The 20081-nt window shown below is 61.5% G+C and carries 14 protein-coding genes and 4 pseudogenes; 10 read left to right on the top strand and 8 right to left on the bottom strand.

Features of this window, described 5'->3' with window-relative positions:
• Positions 1 to 3: 3 nt before the first annotated feature.
• The 4 genes from NO932_RS10025 to NO932_RS10040 are packed head-to-tail and all read right to left on the bottom strand — an operon-like array spanning position 4 to position 5868.
• The gene (locus tag NO932_RS10025; RefSeq protein ID WP_309207250.1) at positions 4 to 2052 is read right to left on the bottom strand and encodes a GMC family oxidoreductase; all 2049 of its coding nucleotides are present in this window, start codon (positions 2050 to 2052) and stop codon (positions 4 to 6) included.
• Positions 2053 to 2055: 3 nt separating this feature from the next.
• Positions 2056 to 3147: a sn-glycerol-3-phosphate ABC transporter ATP-binding protein UgpC gene (locus tag NO932_RS10030; RefSeq protein WP_309207251.1), complete on the bottom strand. Its 1092-nt coding sequence runs from the start codon at positions 3145 to 3147 to the stop codon at positions 2056 to 2058.
• 39 nt (positions 3148 to 3186) lie between these two features.
• The gene (locus tag NO932_RS10035) at positions 3187 to 4680 is read right to left on the bottom strand and encodes a M81 family metallopeptidase (RefSeq protein WP_309207252.1); all 1494 of its coding nucleotides are present in this window, start codon (positions 4678 to 4680) and stop codon (positions 3187 to 3189) included.
• Positions 4681 to 4707: 27 nt separating this feature from the next.
• Positions 4708 to 5868: an ROK family transcriptional regulator gene (locus tag NO932_RS10040; protein ID WP_309207253.1), complete on the bottom strand. Its 1161-nt coding sequence runs from the start codon at positions 5866 to 5868 to the stop codon at positions 4708 to 4710.
• Positions 5869 to 6159: 291 nt separating this feature from the next.
• Here NO932_RS10040 and NO932_RS10045 point away from each other — a divergent pair, with 291 nt between their 5' ends.
• From NO932_RS10045 to NO932_RS10075, 7 genes and pseudogenes are all read left to right on the top strand, one after another.
• Positions 6160 to 7434, top strand: coding sequence for an ABC transporter substrate-binding protein (locus NO932_RS10045; RefSeq protein ID WP_309207254.1), 1275 nt, complete (start codon positions 6160 to 6162; stop codon positions 7432 to 7434).
• Positions 7435 to 7491: 57 nt separating this feature from the next.
• The gene (locus NO932_RS10050; RefSeq protein WP_309207255.1) at positions 7492 to 8397 is read left to right on the top strand and encodes a sugar ABC transporter permease; all 906 of its coding nucleotides are present in this window, start codon (positions 7492 to 7494) and stop codon (positions 8395 to 8397) included.
• Positions 8394 to 9218, top strand: coding sequence for a carbohydrate ABC transporter permease (locus tag NO932_RS10055; RefSeq protein WP_309207256.1), 825 nt, complete (start codon positions 8394 to 8396; stop codon positions 9216 to 9218). Before NO932_RS10050 ends, NO932_RS10055 begins: the two co-directional genes overlap by 4 nt.
• Complete coding sequence (locus NO932_RS10060) at positions 9218 to 10351, top strand: Gfo/Idh/MocA family oxidoreductase (protein ID WP_309207257.1); 1134 nt, start codon at positions 9218 to 9220, stop codon at positions 10349 to 10351. The genes NO932_RS10055 and NO932_RS10060 overlap by 1 nt, the downstream gene beginning before the upstream one ends.
• Positions 10352 to 11089: 738 nt before the next feature.
• Positions 11090 to 11446 (top strand): annotated as a pseudogene (locus NO932_RS19365) (transposase); the annotation flags it as partial.
• Between the two features lie 151 nt (positions 11447 to 11597).
• A pseudogene (locus NO932_RS10070) lies at positions 11598 to 11801 on the top strand (IS21 family transposase); the annotation flags it as partial.
• Positions 11802 to 12190: pseudogene (locus tag NO932_RS10075) on the top strand (ATP-binding protein); the annotation flags it as partial.
• A 161-nt stretch (positions 12191 to 12351) separates the two neighbouring features.
• Here the strand turns inward: NO932_RS10075 and NO932_RS10080 are convergent.
• The 4 genes and pseudogenes from NO932_RS10080 to NO932_RS10095 form a co-directional block, all read right to left on the bottom strand.
• Positions 12352 to 14532 carry a glycogen debranching N-terminal domain-containing protein gene (locus NO932_RS10080; protein ID WP_375142883.1) on the bottom strand — a complete coding sequence of 727 codons (2181 nt, stop codon included), beginning with the start codon at positions 14530 to 14532 and terminating at the stop codon, positions 12352 to 12354.
• Between the two features lie 32 nt (positions 14533 to 14564).
• The gene (locus tag NO932_RS10085) at positions 14565 to 15653 is read right to left on the bottom strand and encodes a glycosyltransferase family 4 protein (RefSeq protein ID WP_309207259.1); all 1089 of its coding nucleotides are present in this window, start codon (positions 15651 to 15653) and stop codon (positions 14565 to 14567) included.
• 161 nt (positions 15654 to 15814) lie between these two features.
• Positions 15815 to 16061, bottom strand: a pseudogene (groEL, locus tag NO932_RS10090) (chaperonin GroEL); the annotation flags it as partial.
• Positions 16062 to 16248: 187 nt separating this feature from the next.
• Positions 16249 to 16926, bottom strand: coding sequence for a GntR family transcriptional regulator (locus tag NO932_RS10095; protein ID WP_309207260.1), 678 nt, complete (start codon positions 16924 to 16926; stop codon positions 16249 to 16251).
• A 160-nt stretch (positions 16927 to 17086) separates the two neighbouring features.
• Here NO932_RS10095 and NO932_RS10100 point away from each other — a divergent pair, with 160 nt between their 5' ends.
• From NO932_RS10100 to NO932_RS10110, 3 genes are all read left to right on the top strand, one after another.
• On the top strand, positions 17087 to 18070 hold the full coding sequence (locus tag NO932_RS10100; protein WP_309207261.1) for a TRAP transporter substrate-binding protein: 984 nt from the start codon (positions 17087 to 17089) through the stop codon (positions 18068 to 18070).
• A 171-nt stretch (positions 18071 to 18241) separates the two neighbouring features.
• Positions 18242 to 18769 carry a TRAP transporter small permease gene (locus tag NO932_RS10105; RefSeq protein WP_309207262.1) on the top strand — a complete coding sequence of 176 codons (528 nt, stop codon included), beginning with the start codon at positions 18242 to 18244 and terminating at the stop codon, positions 18767 to 18769.
• Positions 18770 to 18772: 3 nt separating this feature from the next.
• Positions 18773 to 20053 carry a TRAP transporter large permease gene (locus NO932_RS10110; RefSeq protein ID WP_309207263.1) on the top strand — a complete coding sequence of 427 codons (1281 nt, stop codon included), beginning with the start codon at positions 18773 to 18775 and terminating at the stop codon, positions 20051 to 20053.
• The last annotated feature ends 28 nt before the right edge of the window (positions 20054 to 20081 follow it).

The following is a 20081-nucleotide window of genomic DNA, read 5'->3' on the forward strand; positions in this document are numbered from 1 at the left end:
TCGCTATAGGGTTGAAAGGATGTGATCGGCGCTGCGGAAGGCGAGCGCCATGACCGTGAGGACGGGGTTGAACCCACCATTCGTCGGATGCAGCGAGGCATCGGCAACAAAGAGATTGTCATGCCCCCACACCCGGCCGAACGGATCGGTGACCGAATGCGCCGGGTCGTCGCCCATCCGGCATGTTCCGGCCTGATGCTGGTAGGCCGAGAGCCTGGGCGCGGGTACGTGCCCCCAGACCTTGGTCGCTCCGGATGCAACCAGCCATTCACTTGCCCGCTCAAGCAGGAAATGGGCCGTCCTCTGCGTCTCGGGATGAACGACGCCAGAAAGGCGGGCCACCGGACGCCCCCATTTGTCGGTCAGTGTAGGGTCAAGTTCCACCCTGCATTGGGGCGAAGGAACTTCATGGACCGGACCCTTGACCTGCGTCACCCGTCGGTAGCTGTGTCGCATGAAATCGTGGGGCGCCTGGCCCCAGCGGGGTAGATCCGGCGGCAGGGCTTGATCCCAGAAGATCGCAGGCGGGATGATGAAATCGTCGGCCAGCATCGCCCCGCCCACGATGCCCGGATTGTCATGGGCGTAGGCCGTCGTCGCGATGGTGACGCCCGGCCCGCGCTCTGCATAGACCTCATCGTCAAAGAGCCCGAACGCGGTGGGATAGGTGTGCCCCTGGAGGTGGCGCCCGAGATGACCGAACTCATTGGCGAGATTCGAAAGCATCAAAAGCCGTGCGGTTTCGATAGCGCCAGCCGAAAGCACCACGATATCGGCGCCGATCTCACGACGCTCTATCTCTCCGGCATCATTCCAGGCCATCGCCACTCCCGCTACGCGCCCATTGGATGCCGTCAGCACCTTCTCGACGGTCGTTTCGGCGACAAGGGTGAGATTGCCCGTCGCCAGGGCGCGCGGAAGGACGGTGTTTTGCGTGCCGTTTTTGCCGTCCGAAGGACAGGCGAAACCGACGCAGCTTCCGCACTCCATGCAGGCAGCCCGGCCAGCCCGCGGCACGGAATTGACCAGCACCGGCGGCGGGAAGGTCTCAAGCCCCAGGGCTTGGCCGCCGCGTTCGAGCACCCGCGCACTTGCGTATCGCGGCAGCGGCGGCATCGGCAGGTTTCGGCGCCGCTTGGACTCGTGCGGCATGGCGCCCTGTGGGCCGCACACCCCGATCTCGTGCTCGGCCATCTCGTACCAGGGTTCGAGATCATCATATCCGATGGGCCAATCGACGAGGGACGAGCCATCAGGTACGCCGTATTTGCTGGCCATGCGGAAGTCGTCGGGATGAAAGCGCCAGGCCAGCCCGCCATAGATCAGCGTGCCGCTGCCAACGCAGGCCGCATTGTTGCCGAACTCGACGGTGTGGGGCTCGACAAGGGCTTCGCTGCCGTCGGGCCGGACCAGGACCCGCAGGCCATCTTCTCGGTCGGGCCCGGTGTTGTGGCCGTAAACCGGGTGGCGATGATTGCGCAGATGATCGCGATGGCCGCTGTTGCGATAGTCCAGACGCCGGCCGCGCTCAACGAGCAGAACCTTGCGTCCCGCAAGAGCCAACTGCGTAGCGACGATGCCGCCCCCTGCCCCTGCGCCGACAACAATGGCGTCGTAATGTGCCGCCAGCTCGCGTCGCGGTTCAGGAGAAGGTTGCTTTCGCGATGGACCATTGGGCCCTTCAGGTAGGCCATGGCGATATCCCACCTCTCTCCAGGATCTGGCGCCAGGGTTTCCGCCGTTGCCGGGATTGGCATAGATCGCTTCGGCGACCCAGCGCGTCAGCATAACGAACCACTTCTGGTTGGCCACGGCACTGACCAGTTCGGTAAGCGCCCGGTCGTCGATATCGGCGAAAGGAACGCGCGCGGCCCGAAGCGAAGCCTCGGAAAGGTGGACCAACCCTTCCTCCACGGCCGGCAACCAATTGGCTCCTTCCGCGGCAAGCCGCGCTTCAACATAGCCGATCGCATTCACGGAGACCGCGCCAAGCACCGGATCGGGAGCTATGGCCGCGAGAACGCGGATCAGATCCTGCCGGCTGACCACCATATCTTATCCCAGAACCGCGTCCGTTTTCGGATCGAGCAGATGCACCTTGGCCATGTCGACGGCGAGTTTGAGCGAAGCGCCGGCCTTCAGTCCGGGCATCGGCAGCAGACGAGCCACTGCATCGGTCCCGTTCATGCGGAAATGGACCAGCGTATCCATGCCCAGGGGCTCGACCAGCGTGGCACCGATATCGAGAGTGTTGGCGGCGCTCTCGGTTGGTGCACTGAAATGTTCGGGACGGATACCGATCAGCATCTGCGCGCCAACATGGGGAGCAAACAGAGCCCTGCGGCTGTCGGGCACCGCAAGGCTATGGCCATCGGGGAGCTTGAGGACGAGTTCGCTCCCGCCTGCTTCGATAGTCACTGAAAAGAAATTCATGCCCGGCGAACCGATAAAGCCGGCCACAAAGCGCGTGGCGGGACGCTGGTAAAGCTCTTCGGGCGCGGCAACCTGTTCGATACGCCCCTTGTTCATCACCACGACCCGGTCGGCCAGGGTCATCGCTTCGATCTGGTCATGGGTGACATAGATCGTTGTGGTCGGGATGCGGGCGTGCAGCTCCTTGATCTCTGTGCGCATCTGGACGCGCAGCTTGGCATCGAGATTGGAAAGAGGCTCATCGAACAGGAAGACGGCTGGATTGCGGATTAACGCCCGCCCCATGGCGACACGCTGGCGCTGGCCGCCCGAGAGCTGGCGCGGTTTGCGGTCGAGATATTGCTCGAGTCCCAGGATCTCCGCGGTGCGCTTGAGGCGAGATTCGATATCGGCCTTGGGCACCTTGCGCAGCTTCAATCCGAAAACGATGTTCTCGGCAACGCTCAGATGCGGATAGAGCGCGTAATTCTGGAACACCATGGCAATGTCGCGCTCGCCGGGCTGGAGCTCGTTGACCCTGCGTCCGCCGATGGCGACCTCCCCGCCGGTGACTGTCTCCAGACCCGCGATCATCCGCAACGTCGTCGACTTACCACACCCGGAGGGGCCGACAAGGACGATGAATTCCCCATCGGCGATCTCGAGATCGATGCCGTGAACGGTTTTAAGGCCGTCATAGGCCTTTTCAACCTTTCCGAGCGTTACGCTGGCCATGTGGGCTCCTTTCAATCGCGTGTCGTGTCCGCAGCCGGCTCAGTCGGCATCGCCGTAGAGCGAGGCGGCGGCGGACCAGTCGAAATCCTTGTCGAGCGGCCAGGTCGGCCGCGGCAGGCGGTTCCATTCGAGCCGGGTCATGTCGAGCTGTGACGTCCCGTCACTGAGCAGCAGGATATGACGCGCCGCTATGTCTTCGAGCTGGGGATGCAGATAGCCGAGCTTGACCACATAGGCCTTGTGCGCCAGCGGATCGATATCCATGGCCCGGAAATGCTGCGGCGTGGTGATCCCGATCGGCTGGGCGTGGAAGGTTGCGACGACGTCGCCGATTCGCACCTTGGCCCATGCCGCTTCCCGGGAGCGATAGGGCTGGAAGCCGCCCAGTTCGAGCCAGTCGCCTCCGCCCTCGACCACGGCTTTTACCTTGCGCTTTGTCCTGGGTCGGGAAAGATGCTCGGCACCGAGCTCGATCTCGACCTCCGCTCCTATCCCTGCGGCCAAAAGCTGGCGCACGGTTTCCGGCGCGGTGATCCCGGCGACAATGATATCTGAGCCCTCCGGCAGGTCTAGAGTTGCCTGGAGAACGCTCGTCAATTCGCCGCCGGCGCCGGCCGTGGTGTTGTCACCTGAATCGGAAACATAAACCGGTCGCTCGGGCACCGTTAGAGCCCGCTCCAACCCCTCCCCCACTTCGGCGGTTTCCATGTTGAGCACAAATTGCGAGTGTGCAGCCCAGATCTTTTCTGCCAGCCTGATCGCCTGCTCCCGGGCCAGCCCGGCATCGTCCTCGGCGACCGCGAAGGCGGTCACCGCCGTCCAGGGGCGGTCGTTCCAGGCGAAACCAACCAAGATGTTGGCCTCCATCATTCCCGACACGGCGTCGAACTCGGCAAGGCTTCCATAGAGCGTGCGTCCGGGCTCCTGAGTGGTAACCGCCGTTTCGCCTGGCACGAGGATGGGGATGGTGACCGCGGCCTTTTTGGGCTTGAGCCCCCTTTTGATGACGTCGATGAGTTGGTGGGCGGCACGATATCCGGTTTCCCGGTCATCGCGATGGGGCGCGGTACGCAGCACCGAGAACACCGTTCCAGCCTCCAGGAGCGGTGGCGTCATATCGCCGTGCAAGTCGAGCGAAACGCCAATCGGTACTTCAGACCCCACCGTTTCGCGGATGGCGCACACGAAGTCGGCATCAGCATCGCTGTCCAGTCCATCCACTTCCAGCGCGCCATGATTGACGACCAGAACACCCTCGAAGGGCCCTTCGCTTTGGAGGAGCGACAAGGTCTTGTTCTTGACCATCTCGTAGGCGTCCGCCGTCATCGGGCCGCCGGGAAGCGCTGTTGCCCAGTAGAGGGGCACCGCATTCCAGCCGGGTTCCTCCGCCAGCCGCGCCAGCATACCGCGCACCATCCACAGATCGCCATTGAGCATCTGTTCTGCGGAATATTCCTGGAGCGCCCCTATCCCCGTAGGAATGGGCGAAGCGAGCATGATTTCGATGGACAGGCCGACGATGGCTATGCGCATTGGTATACCTAAGCTAGAAGACTGTTTTCACTGCAGAACATGCGAGCCATCGAGGCCCGTGATGCCGTCGAGGGCGATGGCGACGCCACCGAGCAGTGGCATGCCTTCCGATATTTCCGAGAACCTCACGGTGCTGCGCGAATACATCGCCGGATGGGCCAGCCGCAGCAGGGCACGTTCCATGGCCGCCGACACATAGGGCTGGGCCAGCGCGATATCGCCGCCCAAAAGAACAACGGGGGGATTGAAGACGTTGATGAGGCTCGAAACCGCAGACCCCAGCACCTCTCCGGCATGGTCGAGGACATTGAGGACAATTTCGTCACCCGCCTCGGCGCCTTGGAGGATCGATGCAAAACCGTTCGGCACCCTGCCGCCCAGCCTTTCGATCTCCTGGACCAGCGCCGGTTCGGAGAGGTAGGCGGAAAGGCACCCCGAGGCGCCGCAGGAACAAAACCGCCCCTGAGGGACGATCTTGATGTGCCCCAGTTCCCCGGCCAAGCCATCGGCCCCGCCGTAAACTTCGCCATCAAGAAAAAGCGCGCCACCGACGCCCGAGCCCGAGAATAGATAGAGAAAATCATCGATGTCGGTGCAGGCGCCGAACATGCGTTCGGCCATGGCGGCCGCCTTGCCGTCATTGCCAACGAAAATCGAGGCTTGGGTGACCCCGTCAAGTAGGCCGCGCATGTCTACGTCGCGCCAGCCGAGTACAGGAACGTGGACCAGCGTGCCGTCTCGCTTGACCAGGCCTGGCAGCGATACGCCCACGCCCATGACCGGCGCGCTCGAGCCCGAGGCGGCAATCACGGCGTCTATGCCCGCCTTCACATAGGTCGCGATGCCATCAAGGGCCCCGCTAAACGGTTCGATCCGGGACGCCATGACCGATCCATCAAGCCCGCAGGCGACAAAGCCGACAGCGCCGGCCTCAACTTGAACCCCCACCAGAAGCCCTGAATTGCGGGAGATATGCAGTCCTTCCGACGGACGGCCCCGTCGATTGGCCTCCGGCTTTGACTGGCGTTCGATGAGCCCCATCTCGGCGAAGCGGGATACGATCGAGGAGACTGTCGATTTGTCGAACCCGGTGCGCTCTATGATCTCGCGCTGCGAGATCGAGGGCTCGAGCCTGATGCGATGGAAGATCGCGTTGGCATGAAAGCGTCGCAGATACGAGCGGTTCACCGGCGCCCCCCAGTTTGTCTGTACTAAAGAAAAATTATGCACCGTTCATCACCCGCGTCAAGTGCACGCCGATAGCCCGATGGGGAGTCAAATTGGACAGACGCCGGAAATTTCGCTTAACTAACAGTTTTTGCTTACATAATTTAAGTCAGCCAGATTGCCCAATTTTCCATCATCCATGTGGAGTGCACAAGGGATTGACATCCAACCTTGGGTTGGCGCAGAATTTTTCTTGTACGCAGATTATTAGAGGGTCTGCAGAGGGAAGTTTCAGGCTGCAAAGGTTGGAAAATGAAAAAGACAGGATTGGTGAGCGTCATCGCCGCTGCGGCGCTGGCCTCGGCCGGCGCTCATGCGCAGGAAACCTATGAGATTTGGCACTACTATGCCGCCGGCTCGGAACTCGCCGGCATGGAAGCGCTCATCGCCAACGGCAACGAGGCCGCTCAAAACGCTCAGTTCACGGGCGTGATCATCCCCGGCAATGTGGTGGAACTGCGCCGCCAACTCCAGACGGCATTTCTGGGTGGCCAGCCGCCCGCCGCCTACCAGAGCTCCATGGCCTTCGAGCTCAAGGCCTTCGTGGATGGCGGCCGGCTCCACCCGTTGACCGACGTCTGGGAAGAGATTGGTGGCGACGAGATTTTCCCTGAAGGCGTTCAACGTGTCGTAAAGGTCGAGGGTGTGCCCTATGGCGTTCCCTTCGATCTCTCGCTGATCAACAACGTGTTCTACAACACTGCCATCTTTGAAGAGCTCGGCCTTGAGCCTCCCGCCGACTGGGACAGCTTCATGCAAACCTGCACTGCGCTCTCGGAGGCCGGATATCAGCCTCTCGGTAATGCGGGCGGCACCTTCTGGAGCCTTTACAATTTCTATGCCCCTCTGGTTTCTGTCCTTGGCGAGGACGGCTATTATCAACTCGCCAGCGGCGAACTCGGTTTTGACAGCCCTGAGTTTTCCGAAGCGCTCGACCTTTACCGCGACATGATGGTCTCGTGCTACGCCGACAACTGGAGTGGCAAGACCTGGACGCAGACCGCCGACGACGTGGTCAACGGCGATACCGGCATGTTCATGATGGGTATCTGGGTGGCCGCCTACTTCGAACAGGCCGGCTTCACGGCTGGCGAGGAATTCGACGTTTTCCAGGCACCCGGCACCATCGGTAAATCCATCTTCCAAATGGATGTGCTCGCCGTTCCCGCCGGCTCGGAAGCCGGGATTGCTGCGGCCGAGGACTTCATTGTCACCGCAGCTTCCCCCGAAGGCCAAGCTGCCTTCGCGGTCCCCAAAGGCTCGCTTGCTCCCAATATCAACGTCGATCCTTCGGTGTACGGCTATGCCGGCGCCAAGTTTGCCGAGCAGTTCGCCCAAGCCTCGGCCGCAAACGCCGTTTTGCCCAATCTGTTCTTTCTGCTGCCCACGGCGGTCGGCACGGAATTGGGAGTGCAGATCGAGCGGTTCGCCATCGATCCGTCCGATACGGTCAAGGCCGAACTGATGGCCACGCTCGAAAGCCTACGCCAGCAGGCGCTCGCCGAAGACGCCTTCATCGCCTGGTAAATCACGCCCTGGAGCGGTCTCTTTCGGCCGCTCCTTCATTTCTTCATGAGGTTGGCAATGGCCCTGCGCGCGTTGATGCCGAACCGCACGACCCGGACGCATCTGGCATTTCTTGCCTTGCCCGTCCTCCTGTTTGCGACGTTCTACATCTACCCCATTGTTTCGAGCATTCACCTTTCCCTCCATAGCTGGGACGGGTTCTCGCCCTCCATGCGCTGGGTCGGACTGCAGAACTACACAACCCTTCTGGGCCAGCCGCGGTTCATCAACGCCGTGCTCAACAACGTTACCTGGGTGGCGTTCATGCTGATCGTCCCCACTGGCATCGGACTGCTTCTCGCTGCCCTCCTCGATCGGGGGATACGGGGAGAGAGCGTGTTCCGCATTGTCTTCTTTTTGCCCTTCACCATCCCCGCGGTGGCCGTCGCAGCCATCTGGCGCTGGATGTACGAGCCCTCCAATGGTCTGCTCACCACCGTTTTCAATCTTGTGGGCCTGGGTGGGCTGGCGCAGAACTGGTTGGGCGATCCGGCGATCGTCAATTTCTCGCTCATGGGCGCCGTCGCCTGGTGGACGACAGGCTTTGCCTTCCTGGTCTTTTTCGCTGGACTGCGCAATATCCCCACCGAATGCATCGAAGCGGCCCGCATCGAGGGCGCCACGCCCTGGCAGACATTCTGGAAGGTGAGCTTTCCTCTGCTCTGGCCCTCGACCATTATCGTGCTGGGCATGTCCGCGATCGACGCCATGCGCCTCTTCGACGTCGTCTGGGCCATGACCAGGGGCGGGCCGGCCTATTCCTCCGAAGTGCTCGCCACCCAGATGTACGACCTCGCTTTCGGTCGCTTTGCCATGGGCCAGGCCAGCGCCGTCGCCGTCTATCTGCTGATCATCGCCGCAGTCGTTATCATGCCCTACATCTACTACATGTCCACTCGCGTGACCGAGAGCGAGGCCGAATGATGAGCACTGCTCTCCAACAGCGCCAGAGCGCCCTCACCCGCACGGTGCTCATCGTTTTCGCCATCGTCTTTGCCGCCCCGCTCGTCGTGGCCGCGATCACCTCGGTGAAATCACCGTCCGAGCTCACCCTGGTGCTCTCGCTGCCCAGCGAGTTTTACTGGCAGAACTATCTGATTGCGTTCGAGCGCATGGGCCGGAGCTTTTTCAACTCCATCGCCATCTCGGTCCCGGCCGTGGCCCTTTCGATTCTGATCGGCGCTATCGCGGGCTACCCGCTTGCCTATATGCGCGGCGCGAGCGGCCGGCTCGTATACTTCCTGCTGCTCACGGGCATGCTAGTTCCCTTCCAGATCGTTCAAATCCCGCTGTTCTTCCTCATCCAGCGCATGGGTCTTTACGACACGATCGGCGGCATGTGGCTCGTACACACCGCCTATGCCATTCCGTTCTGCACCTTCTTCATGCGCAATTTCTTCGCATCGGTGCCCCGCTCGATGTACGAGGCGGCCTTGATCGACGGGTGTGGCCCCGCCCGGTATTTCTGGAAGCTACTCCTCCCCGCTTCCACCTCCGGTCTGGCCGCACTTGCCATCATCCAAAGCCGCGCGATCTGGAACGACCTGCTGTTTGCCATAACGCTCACCTCAAGCGACAAGGCGCGGCCGGTGACCGTGCAGATTTCCGGCTTTGCCTCAAGCCTGCAGGTCGAATACGGGCCGCTGATGGCTGCGACCCTGGTATCGGTGTTGCCGGTGATGGCCGCCTATCTGTTCTTCCAGAAAGCCTTCGTGCGCGGGCTGCTCGGCGGAGCCGGCAAGTAATGGTTTTGCGCGTAGCGATAGTCGGCTGTGGGGATATCGCGCATGCCTATGCAAGGCTCTCACACCACTTCCGGAGCTTTAAGATTGTGGCGTGCGCGTCCCGGAGCGCCGAACGCGCTGAGCGTTTCGCAGCACGGCATCGAATTCTCGCCTTGAGCGTCGAAGACGCTCTGGCGGGAAGGCACGGGGTGCAAGCCGTTCTCAACCTTACTCCGCCCACAAGCCACTACGCCGTCAGCATGGCTGCCATCGAAAATGGCCTCCACGTCTATACCGAAAAGCCCCTCGCAACCTCGCTCGAAGAGGGGCAAAAGCTGCTGGATCATTCCCGAGCCAGAACAGTCCGGCTGGGGAGCGCTCCCGACACATTTCTCGGCGCAGCGCTGCAACGTGCCAGACAAGCGGTCGATGACGGGTCAATTGGCGAGGTGGTCTTCGGGCAGGCAAATTTCATATCCGGGGGCATGGAACATCGACACCCCAATCCCGAGTTCTTTTTTAAGCCCGGCGGCGGGCCGGTCTTCGACATTGGACCCTATTATATAACTGCGCTCGTCTCTCTTTTGGGGCCCGTCACGTCCGTGAGCGCGACCGGAACCATCGGTCGCCGGGTCCGGACGGCCTCCGCGCCAGGTTCACCTCATCGGGGGACAACGATCGAGGTGGAAGTGCCGACCACCGTACAGGCCCTGCTGCGCTTCCGTGCCGGACCGCAGGTATGCATGTCATTGAGTTGGGACAGCCGGCCGACTGCCCTGCCCCATATTGACCTACACGGCACGCATGGCCGACTGGTGCTTCCCGACCCCGATTTCTTCGGCGGCAGCCTCGAGATCACCGATGCGAATGGGACAGCCATTGTTCCAACAGGGGCACTGCCGCTGGGGAAGGTCAATTGGCCGGAGCAAAGCCCTTCCTTCGCCAATTACCGCGGGATCGGGTTGGCCGAGTTTGCGCAGGCCATTGAGGAGAGCAGACATCATCGTGCATCCGCTGAGATGGCCTTTCATGTCCTGGACGTTCTGACCGCGATATTGACATCGGCTGAAACCGACAAGATGTGCCAAATCGCCTCAACATGCGAGCGCCCGGTGCCAGTACCAAACGGTACCTACGATCGCTTCTTTATTTAGAACTCAGGCCCAAGCCGGTTCTCCATCTATCAAAAATGCCAAAGTTGCCTTTTGTTGTATTTTGTTTTGGGTCCGACAGCGGGCTGGCAGCTTTTAGGACGGCGATGGTGTGAGATTGCCGTTCGATCTGTCCAAGACGACTACTCACACGTCGAAACTCCTTTTCCCACCGCGTTTTCCAAAGGTCCTCGATCGCCTCCTCACTTGACCATTCGAAGGGTCCGGAAGCGAGTCTGCTTCGCTCTGGATCGAGTTGATGACCCGAGATCCGCTACCTCGATTCGCGACGCTCCCGATGATCAGACTAGCATCGCCGGCACGCGCCGCCGCTAACGCGATGTCCTTGGTCGCCACCTCAAGTTCAGGAACGACCGCACGAGTTCGTGCCCCGCTACCTTGCAGCACCCCACCACGAACGAGAACAGGTATCGGCAAGGGCGTTCTGCATGGCCCGGCCTGAAAGGATTGGCGCGCCAGGATCGTCGAAAGTGCCGGCGCGCGAACGGGCCATCAGCTCATCAACGAAAGCACCTTAAAGACCGTAAAGACGGGTCCTTGGCCGCCTGGGCAACGAGCTGCGCCGTCGCCTGCTGCGAGTTCGGCGCATCAATGATCGAGCGGATTTCCTCATTTGGCCTCGCATTGGCGAACCTGAGCGGCGTCGATTGCCGGGAGTTGAGCATAGCGGACGCTTCATCGATCCGCTGGAAAAGCGCATCGGCGGCGTCTTGAGGCAGGATCCGATCTTGTCGCGAACGGTGCGGTTTGGAAGCCAGAATGGCGACGGCGGAGGTGTGCCGGCGTCATGGGCTCAGCCCGGCGACGTTCTACAAGCGCAAGGCCAAGTATGGCGGGATGGACGTGTCCGATGCCCACCGCTGAAGGCACTGGAAAACGAGAACGGGAAGCTGAAGCGCCTGCTGGGGACGCAATGCTCGACAACATCGTGCTGAAGGACCTTCTGGAAAGTCCTAACGACACCGAAGGTGCAGCGGGAGGCGGTGCTGAGGGCGTGCGGGATCATGACATCTCGCAACGCCGGCCCTGCGTTCTGGTCGTGTCGATCCGAAGACGGTGCGTCGCGAGCGGCCGCCGAAGTCCTGCCCGCCGCGCCTGCAGTAACAATCCGTGCCTGTGATTAGGCGTGCAATTTTGACCCCCGTTTGGGGTTAATCGGCATCCAATATTGACCCCCTTGTTTTGGTTTTAGCACTGCCTGTTTTGGATTTTGACAGGCGGTCGGGGGATGAAGGGCGTGGATACGATTGCACGGGTTCGCCGGGCATATTTCGTGCAGGGCAAGTCCATCAAGCAGATCGAGCGTGAGCTGCATGTTGCGCGCAACACGGTGCGCAAGATCATCCGGTCGAGTGAGACGCGCTTTTCCTATGAGCGAGAGACCCAGCCCCTGCCAGCCATCGGGCCGTGGCAGGCAGAGCTGGATCGCCTGCAGCGCAATGTCGTGCTGGTCGGCGGGACGGGAACCGGAAAGACCCACCTGGCAATCGCCATAGCCTGAGCCTGTATCCGCAATGGCGCACGCGGCAGATTCTTCAACGTCGTCGACCTGGTCAACAAGCTCGAGATCGAATCCAGGGCTGGAAAGCAGGGGCGGCTGGCCGAGTATATGGGGCGCAAGGACTTCGTCATCCTCGACGAACTGGGATATCTTCCCTTTGCCCAGTCAGGAGGCTAATTGCTCTTCCATCTGGTGAGCCGCCTCTATGAGCAGACCTCGGTGACACAAAGATGACCACCGCCCTGCTCGATCGGCTCACTCATCACTGCGATATCGTCGAGACCTGCAACGAAAGCTGGCGATTCAAAAACAGGGAATAAAGCTCCCTCAGCAGACCCGCGGCCGAACCGCCTCCGCAACCCCCGCCAGCTCCACCGGTTCGCCCGCTCCACATAGGGGGTCAATATTGGATGCCGATAAGGGGGCAAACTTCAACGCCGATTGACACTTTGATTCGAGCAGTTACGTCGCCAAGGTGTATTCAGGTGGTCGTAGCGAAGCCAATCGCACCTTGGCGCCTTTCCACCTCGACCACCACGGCTTGGCCAGAGCGGTGGAGAGAAATATCGGCCGTCGCACTGTTCAACCGCAAGCGCTTCAGATGGACCGTGTTGAGAAAGTCCGGCAGCATTGGGCTGTCGAACAGGATGCGACCGGCCTCGACATCGAAGCGCAGGCCGAGGCAGGCTTGCAGTGTGTAAAGCGGTGCAGCAGCGGCCCAGGCCTGGGGAATACAGGCGACTGGGTAGAATGTCGGTCCATGGGATGCGAGTCGCGAAAAGCCACAGAACAATTCAGGCAAGCGCCGCAAATCGATATAGCTCGCCGCGGCGAACAATCCCTCGAGAATGCGAACCGTTTCGCCCTTCAGCCCGTAGCGTGCCAGGCCGGCGGCGATCAGAGCATTATCGTGCGGCCAGACTGAACCGTTGTGATAGCTCATGGGATTGTAGCGGCTCTGACCTGCTGCGATCGTGCGCACACCCCATCCGCTGAAGCTTGCTCGGCCCATAAGGGCGGCAGCGACCGAGCGGGCGTGCGCGCGTTCCGCTATACCGGTCCAAAGGGCATGTCCTGCATTGGACGACAGCACCCGGCAAGGGCGCTTGTCGCCATCGAGCGCCAGAACGTAACTGCCAAGTTCGGGGTCGAAGAAATCGCGCGCGAAGGCATGGCGCAGGCTTTCGGCACGCCGGGCAAACCGCGCTGCGGCATCGGCATGCCCCAGGCGTTCCGCCATGGCGCTTGCTGCCATGAACGCTCCATAGACATAGGCCTGCACCTCGCAGAGCGCGATCGGGCCCTTGGCCAGCGTACCGTCGCTGTGAAAGATTGAATCGTGGCTGTCCTTCCAACCCTGATTGGCCAGGCCCTGCTCGGACCGGCGGCCATACTCGAGGTATCCGTCGCCGTCTCGGTCGCCATAGTGCTCGATCCACGCCAGCCCGGCCTCGATGTGAGGCCAGAGCGCACCGATCGCCTCCATATCTCCTGTGCGGTCGAGATATGCTCCCGCCAGCATCATGAACAAGGGTGTTGAATCGATGCTGCCGTAATAGCGGCGGAATGGCACCTCGCCCAACTCCGCCATTTCGCCATACCGCACCTCGTGCAGGATCTTGCCCGGCTCGGCATCGGCAGCGGCATCCATTTCTGTCGCCTGGTTGGCCGCGAGATGGAACAGCACGCCTCGCGCGATATCTGGGTCGATCCAGAGCGTCTCGAACGCGGTGATGAGCGCGTCCCGCCCGAAAACCGTGCTGAACCACGGAACGCCAGCATAGGGGTATGGACCTTCCGGCGTGTCGGTCATCAGCATATAAAGGTCCGAGATGCTGCGAGCCACGCTCTCGTTAAAGATATCGTTGGAGGTAACGATCGCGGCCGCGCGCGAGAAGGCCCTGCGCAGGGAATGGCGTGCCCCGCGAATGGCGCTGAAGAACGATTCTCTCCGGGGCGTTTTGTGGACGCCGTCGAGGCACTCGACAGTCACAAGTACCGATTGGGTCTCCTTGGGTTCGAGGGTGAGGACGAAGCGTACGCGCGCTCCCGAAATCACGTGGGGGCGGGGCAAAAACCGCAGATGCGTCTTGCGCTCGATTCCGTCCAGCCCGGTATAGCCCAGCAGCACTCTGTCTTCACCGACGACCGCCTCGTGGTCCTGCCCGCGCCGTGTGCGGGCGGTGCCGCGTACCTCGAACAGATCGGCGAAATCTGCCTCGAAGACGAGGTCGAGAACCACGGTGACCGCCTGTTCGTCGAAGTTGCGCACGGCGATCCGCTCGTAGCATGCAGCCTTCCAAAGAAACCGCGAGCGACGGATGTGGATCAGATCATGCTCGAGCCGGAGGCGTCCCTGCTCGTCGAAAAGGTCGGGATTGGTGAGATCTGAGGTCAGAGTAGCATTGTCATCACGCAGGGTTGAGCTCAAAAGCAGCGGCCTGCTGCCATTGATGGTCAGCGTCAAGCGTGAGAGATGCCGTGTATCTCGGTGAAAAAGGCCCTCCGCGCCGGTCGGATCGGCATGGATGTCGCCATTATGGTCGAACACGCCGAACGTGTCGCCATGCTTGAGCGTGCGGGTTCGGACCTCTTGCAGCGATGCGCGGGCCAGGACGCCATAGGGTTCTTCGTCGTGGGGTGGAAACCCACCGGCTTCCATCTGTGATGCGAGTTCATGCATTCTGTCCTCCGTCACATAAGAACGGAAACGCTTCGGGCTGTTTGAGTCGCTGAAAACGCTTCGTGCCGTCCCACCAGGCTCAGGCGCTCATAGAGGGCCACATAGTCCCGCGCCATACGCTCGGCTGTGAAGCGGGCTTCGAATGCGGCGCGGACCAAATGACGATCCAGGCCGCGCGCCTTTTGCGCGCACTCGACGGCCTGCTCGATCGTCTCGACAATGAAGCCGGAAACGCCATGGTCGAGTACCTCGGGCACCGAGCCGCAGTTGAAGGCGATGACCGGCGTGCCACAAGCCATGGCCTCGATCATCACCAATCCGAAGGGTTCGGGCCAGTCGATGGGAAACAAAAGCGCTGTGGCGTTGCCCAGGAACTGCGCCTTCTGCGCCTCGTTGATCTCGCCGATGAACTCTACATTGTCGTGACGGGCTATAAGCGGGGCGATGGTTTTCTCCCAGTAGGCCTGGTCAACCTTGTCCACCTTGGCGGCAATCTTGAGGATCATGCCTGTACGTGCCGCGATTTCTATGGCGCGGTCTGGGCGCTTTTCAGGCGAGATGCGTCCCAGGAACGCCAGATAACCGCCAGCTGCCTCTGGCTGGAACGGCAGAAGGTCTGCCGGCAGGCCGTGATAGATCGTCCCGGCCCAGTTAACCGGAGGCATGGGTTTGCGCTGATCATTGGAAATCGAAACCAGCGGGAATTCGGGGAAGGTGCGATAGAAAGGTACGAGATCGGGCAGATCGAGTCGGCCGTGCAGCGTAGTGATGGTCTTGCCGGCGCATTCACGCACCAAGGGGAAATGTAGCATGTCGATGTGGAAATGCAGGATATCGAATTCGTCGGCGCGTTGGCGCACCTGTTCAAGCATCATGACATTATAGGGAATCGGGTCACGCACTTGGGGATTGAGCCGCAGAGCGACATGGGCACAAGGCACCAACTGGGCCAGCGTTCTCGAGTCGCCGCTGGCAAAGAGCGTCACCTCATGGCCCTGCCGGACCAACTCGTCGGTGAGATAAGCTACGATGCGCTCCGTCCCGCCGTAAAGCTTGGGCGGCACACATTCAGTCAAAGGGGCGATTTGCGCGATTTTCATTATTAGGGCACTCCTTTGCTCGCGCGAAGGCTCGGCCACACTGATTAGGGCCGCGCGGCGACAGTTTTTCTGGATATCTCGGCTGACAGCCGATTGAGCCGGCCTGCCCAATCGTTAACGATGTCCGGCGGCAAACCGCCGGGCACTTTGACTTGCGATAATCAGAAGTCCATTCCAGCTCCGGCCGGCATGGTGGGAGCCGCTCCCTTCTTGGGCTTCTCGGCCACCAGGGTCTCGGTTGTGATCAGGAGTGACGCGACCGAAGCGCGGCGCGGACCACCTTTGCGGGTCGATCACGCCTGTGGCGACGAGGGCCTGATATTCGCCTGCCACGGCGTTATAACCCCAGCTGTAGTCATCCTTCACAAGCAGCTTGCCCGCGATCACCGAGCCATGCTCCCCGGCATTGAGCCGCGATCTGCTTGTTCGCGAAAAAGCGACAGGCGATGTACCGCGCAGATGGTGGCCGGATCGGGGTTGCGGGATCTTTCCCCGCCCCTCGCGCGCACGCCAACGGCTCGAGGAAGGGCAGCGGCGGGTTCGTGTTGGATCCTAATGGGCTACGGCGCCAAAGAAATATGACAACTTCGCTTCATCAACGCGGGATAAAATAGGCGGGAAACCGCTTCCGGCCGAGTTCGAGATGCGCGGTGATTTTTCCCAGATGCGTACGCAACACACGCTCCGCTGCATCCGCCCTGCCCGCAAGAATTGCCTCCGTAATGTCCCGGTGCTCGGCCAGGGATAGCTTCAGATTGGAGTCGAGCGTCATGAAGCGAACCCGGTCGAGCTGCGCCTTTTGGGCGTCGATCAAATCCCAAACGAACTCCACCTCAGCGAGTTCGGCGATCTTGCGGTGAAAGGCTTCATCAAGCGCATGAAAGGCCGATACGTTCTGCGATGTCGCCGCTTCCTCTTGCGCGATCAGCAGCGGCTCCAGCGCCTCTCCCCATCCCGAATGATCCCGCGCAGCCGCCTTGCGCATGATTTCAACTTCCAGCGCCTCGCGCGCGAAGCGCGCGTTGAGCACCGCCTGTTCGGAAATCGGCACCACCCGCGTCGTCCTGCGCGCCCGCACCGTAACCAGCCCCATCTGTGAGAGGCGGATCAGCGCTTCTCGTACGGGTTGCCGCGACACTCCGAACCGCAGCGCCATCTCGGATTCGGAGACCGGATCGCCAGGCTTGAGCGCCAGTCTGATAATATCATCGCGCAGCAGCGAAACGATACGCTCTGCATTGGTCTCTTCAACTATGTCCAGCTCAGTTATCATACAGAACATACAATTGGTCAGTTGACATGCAATTCAATCTTCCATACCAGATTGACGGGCAGGCTAGGGATAGGGCCAGTTGTGTTCTGCCGCAAGCCTCGTTCTGGGAGAATTTGCCGTTCGGCCGGTGGAGGAACCGGCCTGTGCATGGGAGGAACTTATGAACGTCTTCGTGAAGTTTTCGGCGTCGGTGGCCATCCTGGCCGGCCTCGCCACCGGCGCTGCGAGCCAGGAAATCCTCTTGCGCTCGTCCGACACCCACCCCGATGGCTACCCCACGGTCGAAGCCGTCAAGCACATGGGTGAGTTGCTTATGGAGCGCTCGGGCGGCCGCATCGGCGTCGAAGTCTACCATTCGAGCCAGCTCGGCGAAGAGGCCGACGCCATCGAACAGACCCGGCTCGGCGTCATCGACATCATCCGCGCCTCGTTCGGCCCGTTCAACAACATCATCCCCGAAACCAAGGTCCCCTCGCTGCCCTATATCTTCCGTTCGGTGGAGCATATGCGCGCTGTAGCCGACGGCGATATCGGCGCCGACATCCTCGCCGCCTTCGAGCCGCACGGCCTGATCGGGCTCGCCTTCTACGATGCGGGCGCGCGGTCCTTCTACACGTCCGAAACCCCGGTCCGCTCGATCGAGGACATGGCGGGTCAGAAATTCCGCGTCATGCAGTCGGATCTCTTCGTCGACATGATCAACGCGCTGGGCGCCGACGCCGTGCCCATGCCCTATGGCGAGGTCTATTCGGCCATCCAGACCGGGGTCATCGACGGGGCGGAGAACAATCCTCCCTCCTATGAAACCGCGCTGCACGCCGAAGTCGCGCCCTATTACACGCTGGACGAACACCTGATCGTCCCCGAAGTCCTCGCCATCTCGAAAATCACCTGGGATCGGCTTTCGCCCGAAGACCAGGAGTTGGTCCGCCAGGCAGCGATAGATTCGGTCGCCTATCAACGCGAGCTCTGGGATGCCGCCGAACAGGCTTCGCTTGAAGCCGTTGCCGCCGCCGGCTCGGAAATCATCGAGGTCGATAAGCAACCCTTCATCGACGCCATGGCGCCCGTCTACGAGCAATATGTCGACACCCCTGAACTCCAGGAACTGGTCGACCGCATCCAGGCGCTCGAAGTCGAATAGCGAACCGCCGGCTCCTCCCGGCTGGATAGGGAGCACGGCCGCAAGGCCGCGCTCCCTGCCCTCCGAAGCCGGTCAGCCTCGTGGAGCCGCCGCCTCGGGACAAATCCCGGAATAGCAGCGCCAGCCCCTCACCTGGCTTCCGGCAGCCCCAAATCCGCTCACGGATGATCGATGAACACGATGCTTACCCGCCTTAGCGCCGTTTTCTCCCGCCTCGCCACCCTCGCGCTCTGGGTCGCCGGCATCGGGCTGGTCGCCATGACCGTCGCCGTCGCTTGGCAGGTCTATGGCCGCTACGTCCTGGGCTCCACGCCGCGCTACACCGAAGCCCTCTCGATCATGCTCATGGCCTGGTTCATATTCCTGGGCGCCGCCGTCGGCGTCCGCGAGCGCTACCATTTGGGCTTCGACGTGCTGCTCTATTTCGTCCCCCTGCGCGCCAAATCGGTGCTGCGCACCATCTCCGATGTCGTCGTCTTCGCCTTCGGGTTCGGCATGGTGGTCTATGGCGGCCAGCTCGCCGCGCTCAACTGGTCGGTCGCTATCCCCACGCTGGGACTGCCCGGCTTCATGAGCTTCCTGCCCATCATCACCGGCGGCGTCCTGATCTGCCTGTTCACTATCGAACGCCTGCTACAGCGCTTCGCCGGTCTCGACCCCGATGGCGATGCCGCCCTCGCAGAAGCCGTGGAGAACTGAGCGATGGAATTGCTCGTCCTCTTCGGCACTTTCGTCGTCCTGCTCCTGATCGGCACTCCCATCGCCTTTTGCTTAGGCGTTGCCTCCTTCGCCACTATCCTTTTCATGGGCTTGCCGCCCGTCGTCGTCTTCCAGCGCCTCCATTCGGGCGTCTCGGTCTATTCGCTGATGGCCATCCCCTTCTTCATCTACGCAGGGGATCTGATGGTGCGCGGCGGCATCGCGGCGCGATTAGTGGCGCTGGCTGGCTCGGTTGTCGGGCATCTGCGTGGTGGGCTTGGTCAGGTCAACATCGCCGCCTCGACCATGTTCGGCGGCATTTCCGGCTCGGCCATCGCCGACGCTTCAGCCATTGGCGGATTGATGATTCCGCAGATGAAACAACGCGGCTACGGGGTTGATTACGCCGTCAACATCACCGTCACCTCGGCCGTGATCGCACTGATGATCCCGCCTTCTCACAACATGATCATCTATTCCATCTCGGCGGGCGGCCGCATTTCGATCGCAGACCTCTTCACCGCCGGCATTATTCCGGGCCTGCTGTTGACGATCGCGCTGATGTCCACCGCTTATGTCGTCGCCGTCCGCCGCGGCTATCCAACGGAAAAATTCGCCGGCCTGCGCGTGGTGCTGCAACTGCTCCTCGCCGCCATCCCCGGCCTGATCCTCATCGGCATCATCTTCGGCGGCGTGCGCTCGGGCGTTTTCACCGCCACCGAAAGCTCGTGCATCGCCATCATCTACGCCTTCCTCGTGACGCTGCTGATCTACCGCTCCATGAGCTGGCGCGACTTCGTCGCCGCCACCCTCGGCGCCGTCCGCACCACGGCCATGGTGCTGCTCGTCATCGGCAGCGCCGCAACCTTCGGCTGGCTCCTCGCCTACACGCGTGTCCCCACCCACCTGATCGAATTCATGCAGGCGATTTCGGACAATCCCATCATCGTCCTCCTGCTCATCAACGTGCTGCTGCTGTTCCTGGGCACTTTCATGGACATGTCGCCCCTGATCATCATCACCACCCCCATCTTCCTGCCTGTCGCCGTCGCCTATGGTGTCGATCCTGTCCATTTCGGGGTGATCATGGTTCTCAACCTGGGCATCGGGCTATGCACCCCGCCCGTGGGATCGGTCCTGTTCGTTGGCTGTGCCGTGGGCGGTATCCGCATCTGGGACGCGATAAAATCGATCTGGCCCTTCTACTTCGCCGCGATCGCCGTCCTTCTGATCGTCAGCTACATTCCCGCTACGGCCCTCTGGCTGCCGTCACTGTTTCAGTAGGGCCGGCAGAGCCTGGCGCGGCGACCGC

The sequence above is a fragment of the Pelagibacterium sp. 26DY04 genome, assembly GCF_031202305.1.
Lineage (GTDB): Bacteria > Pseudomonadota > Alphaproteobacteria > Rhizobiales > Devosiaceae > Pelagibacterium.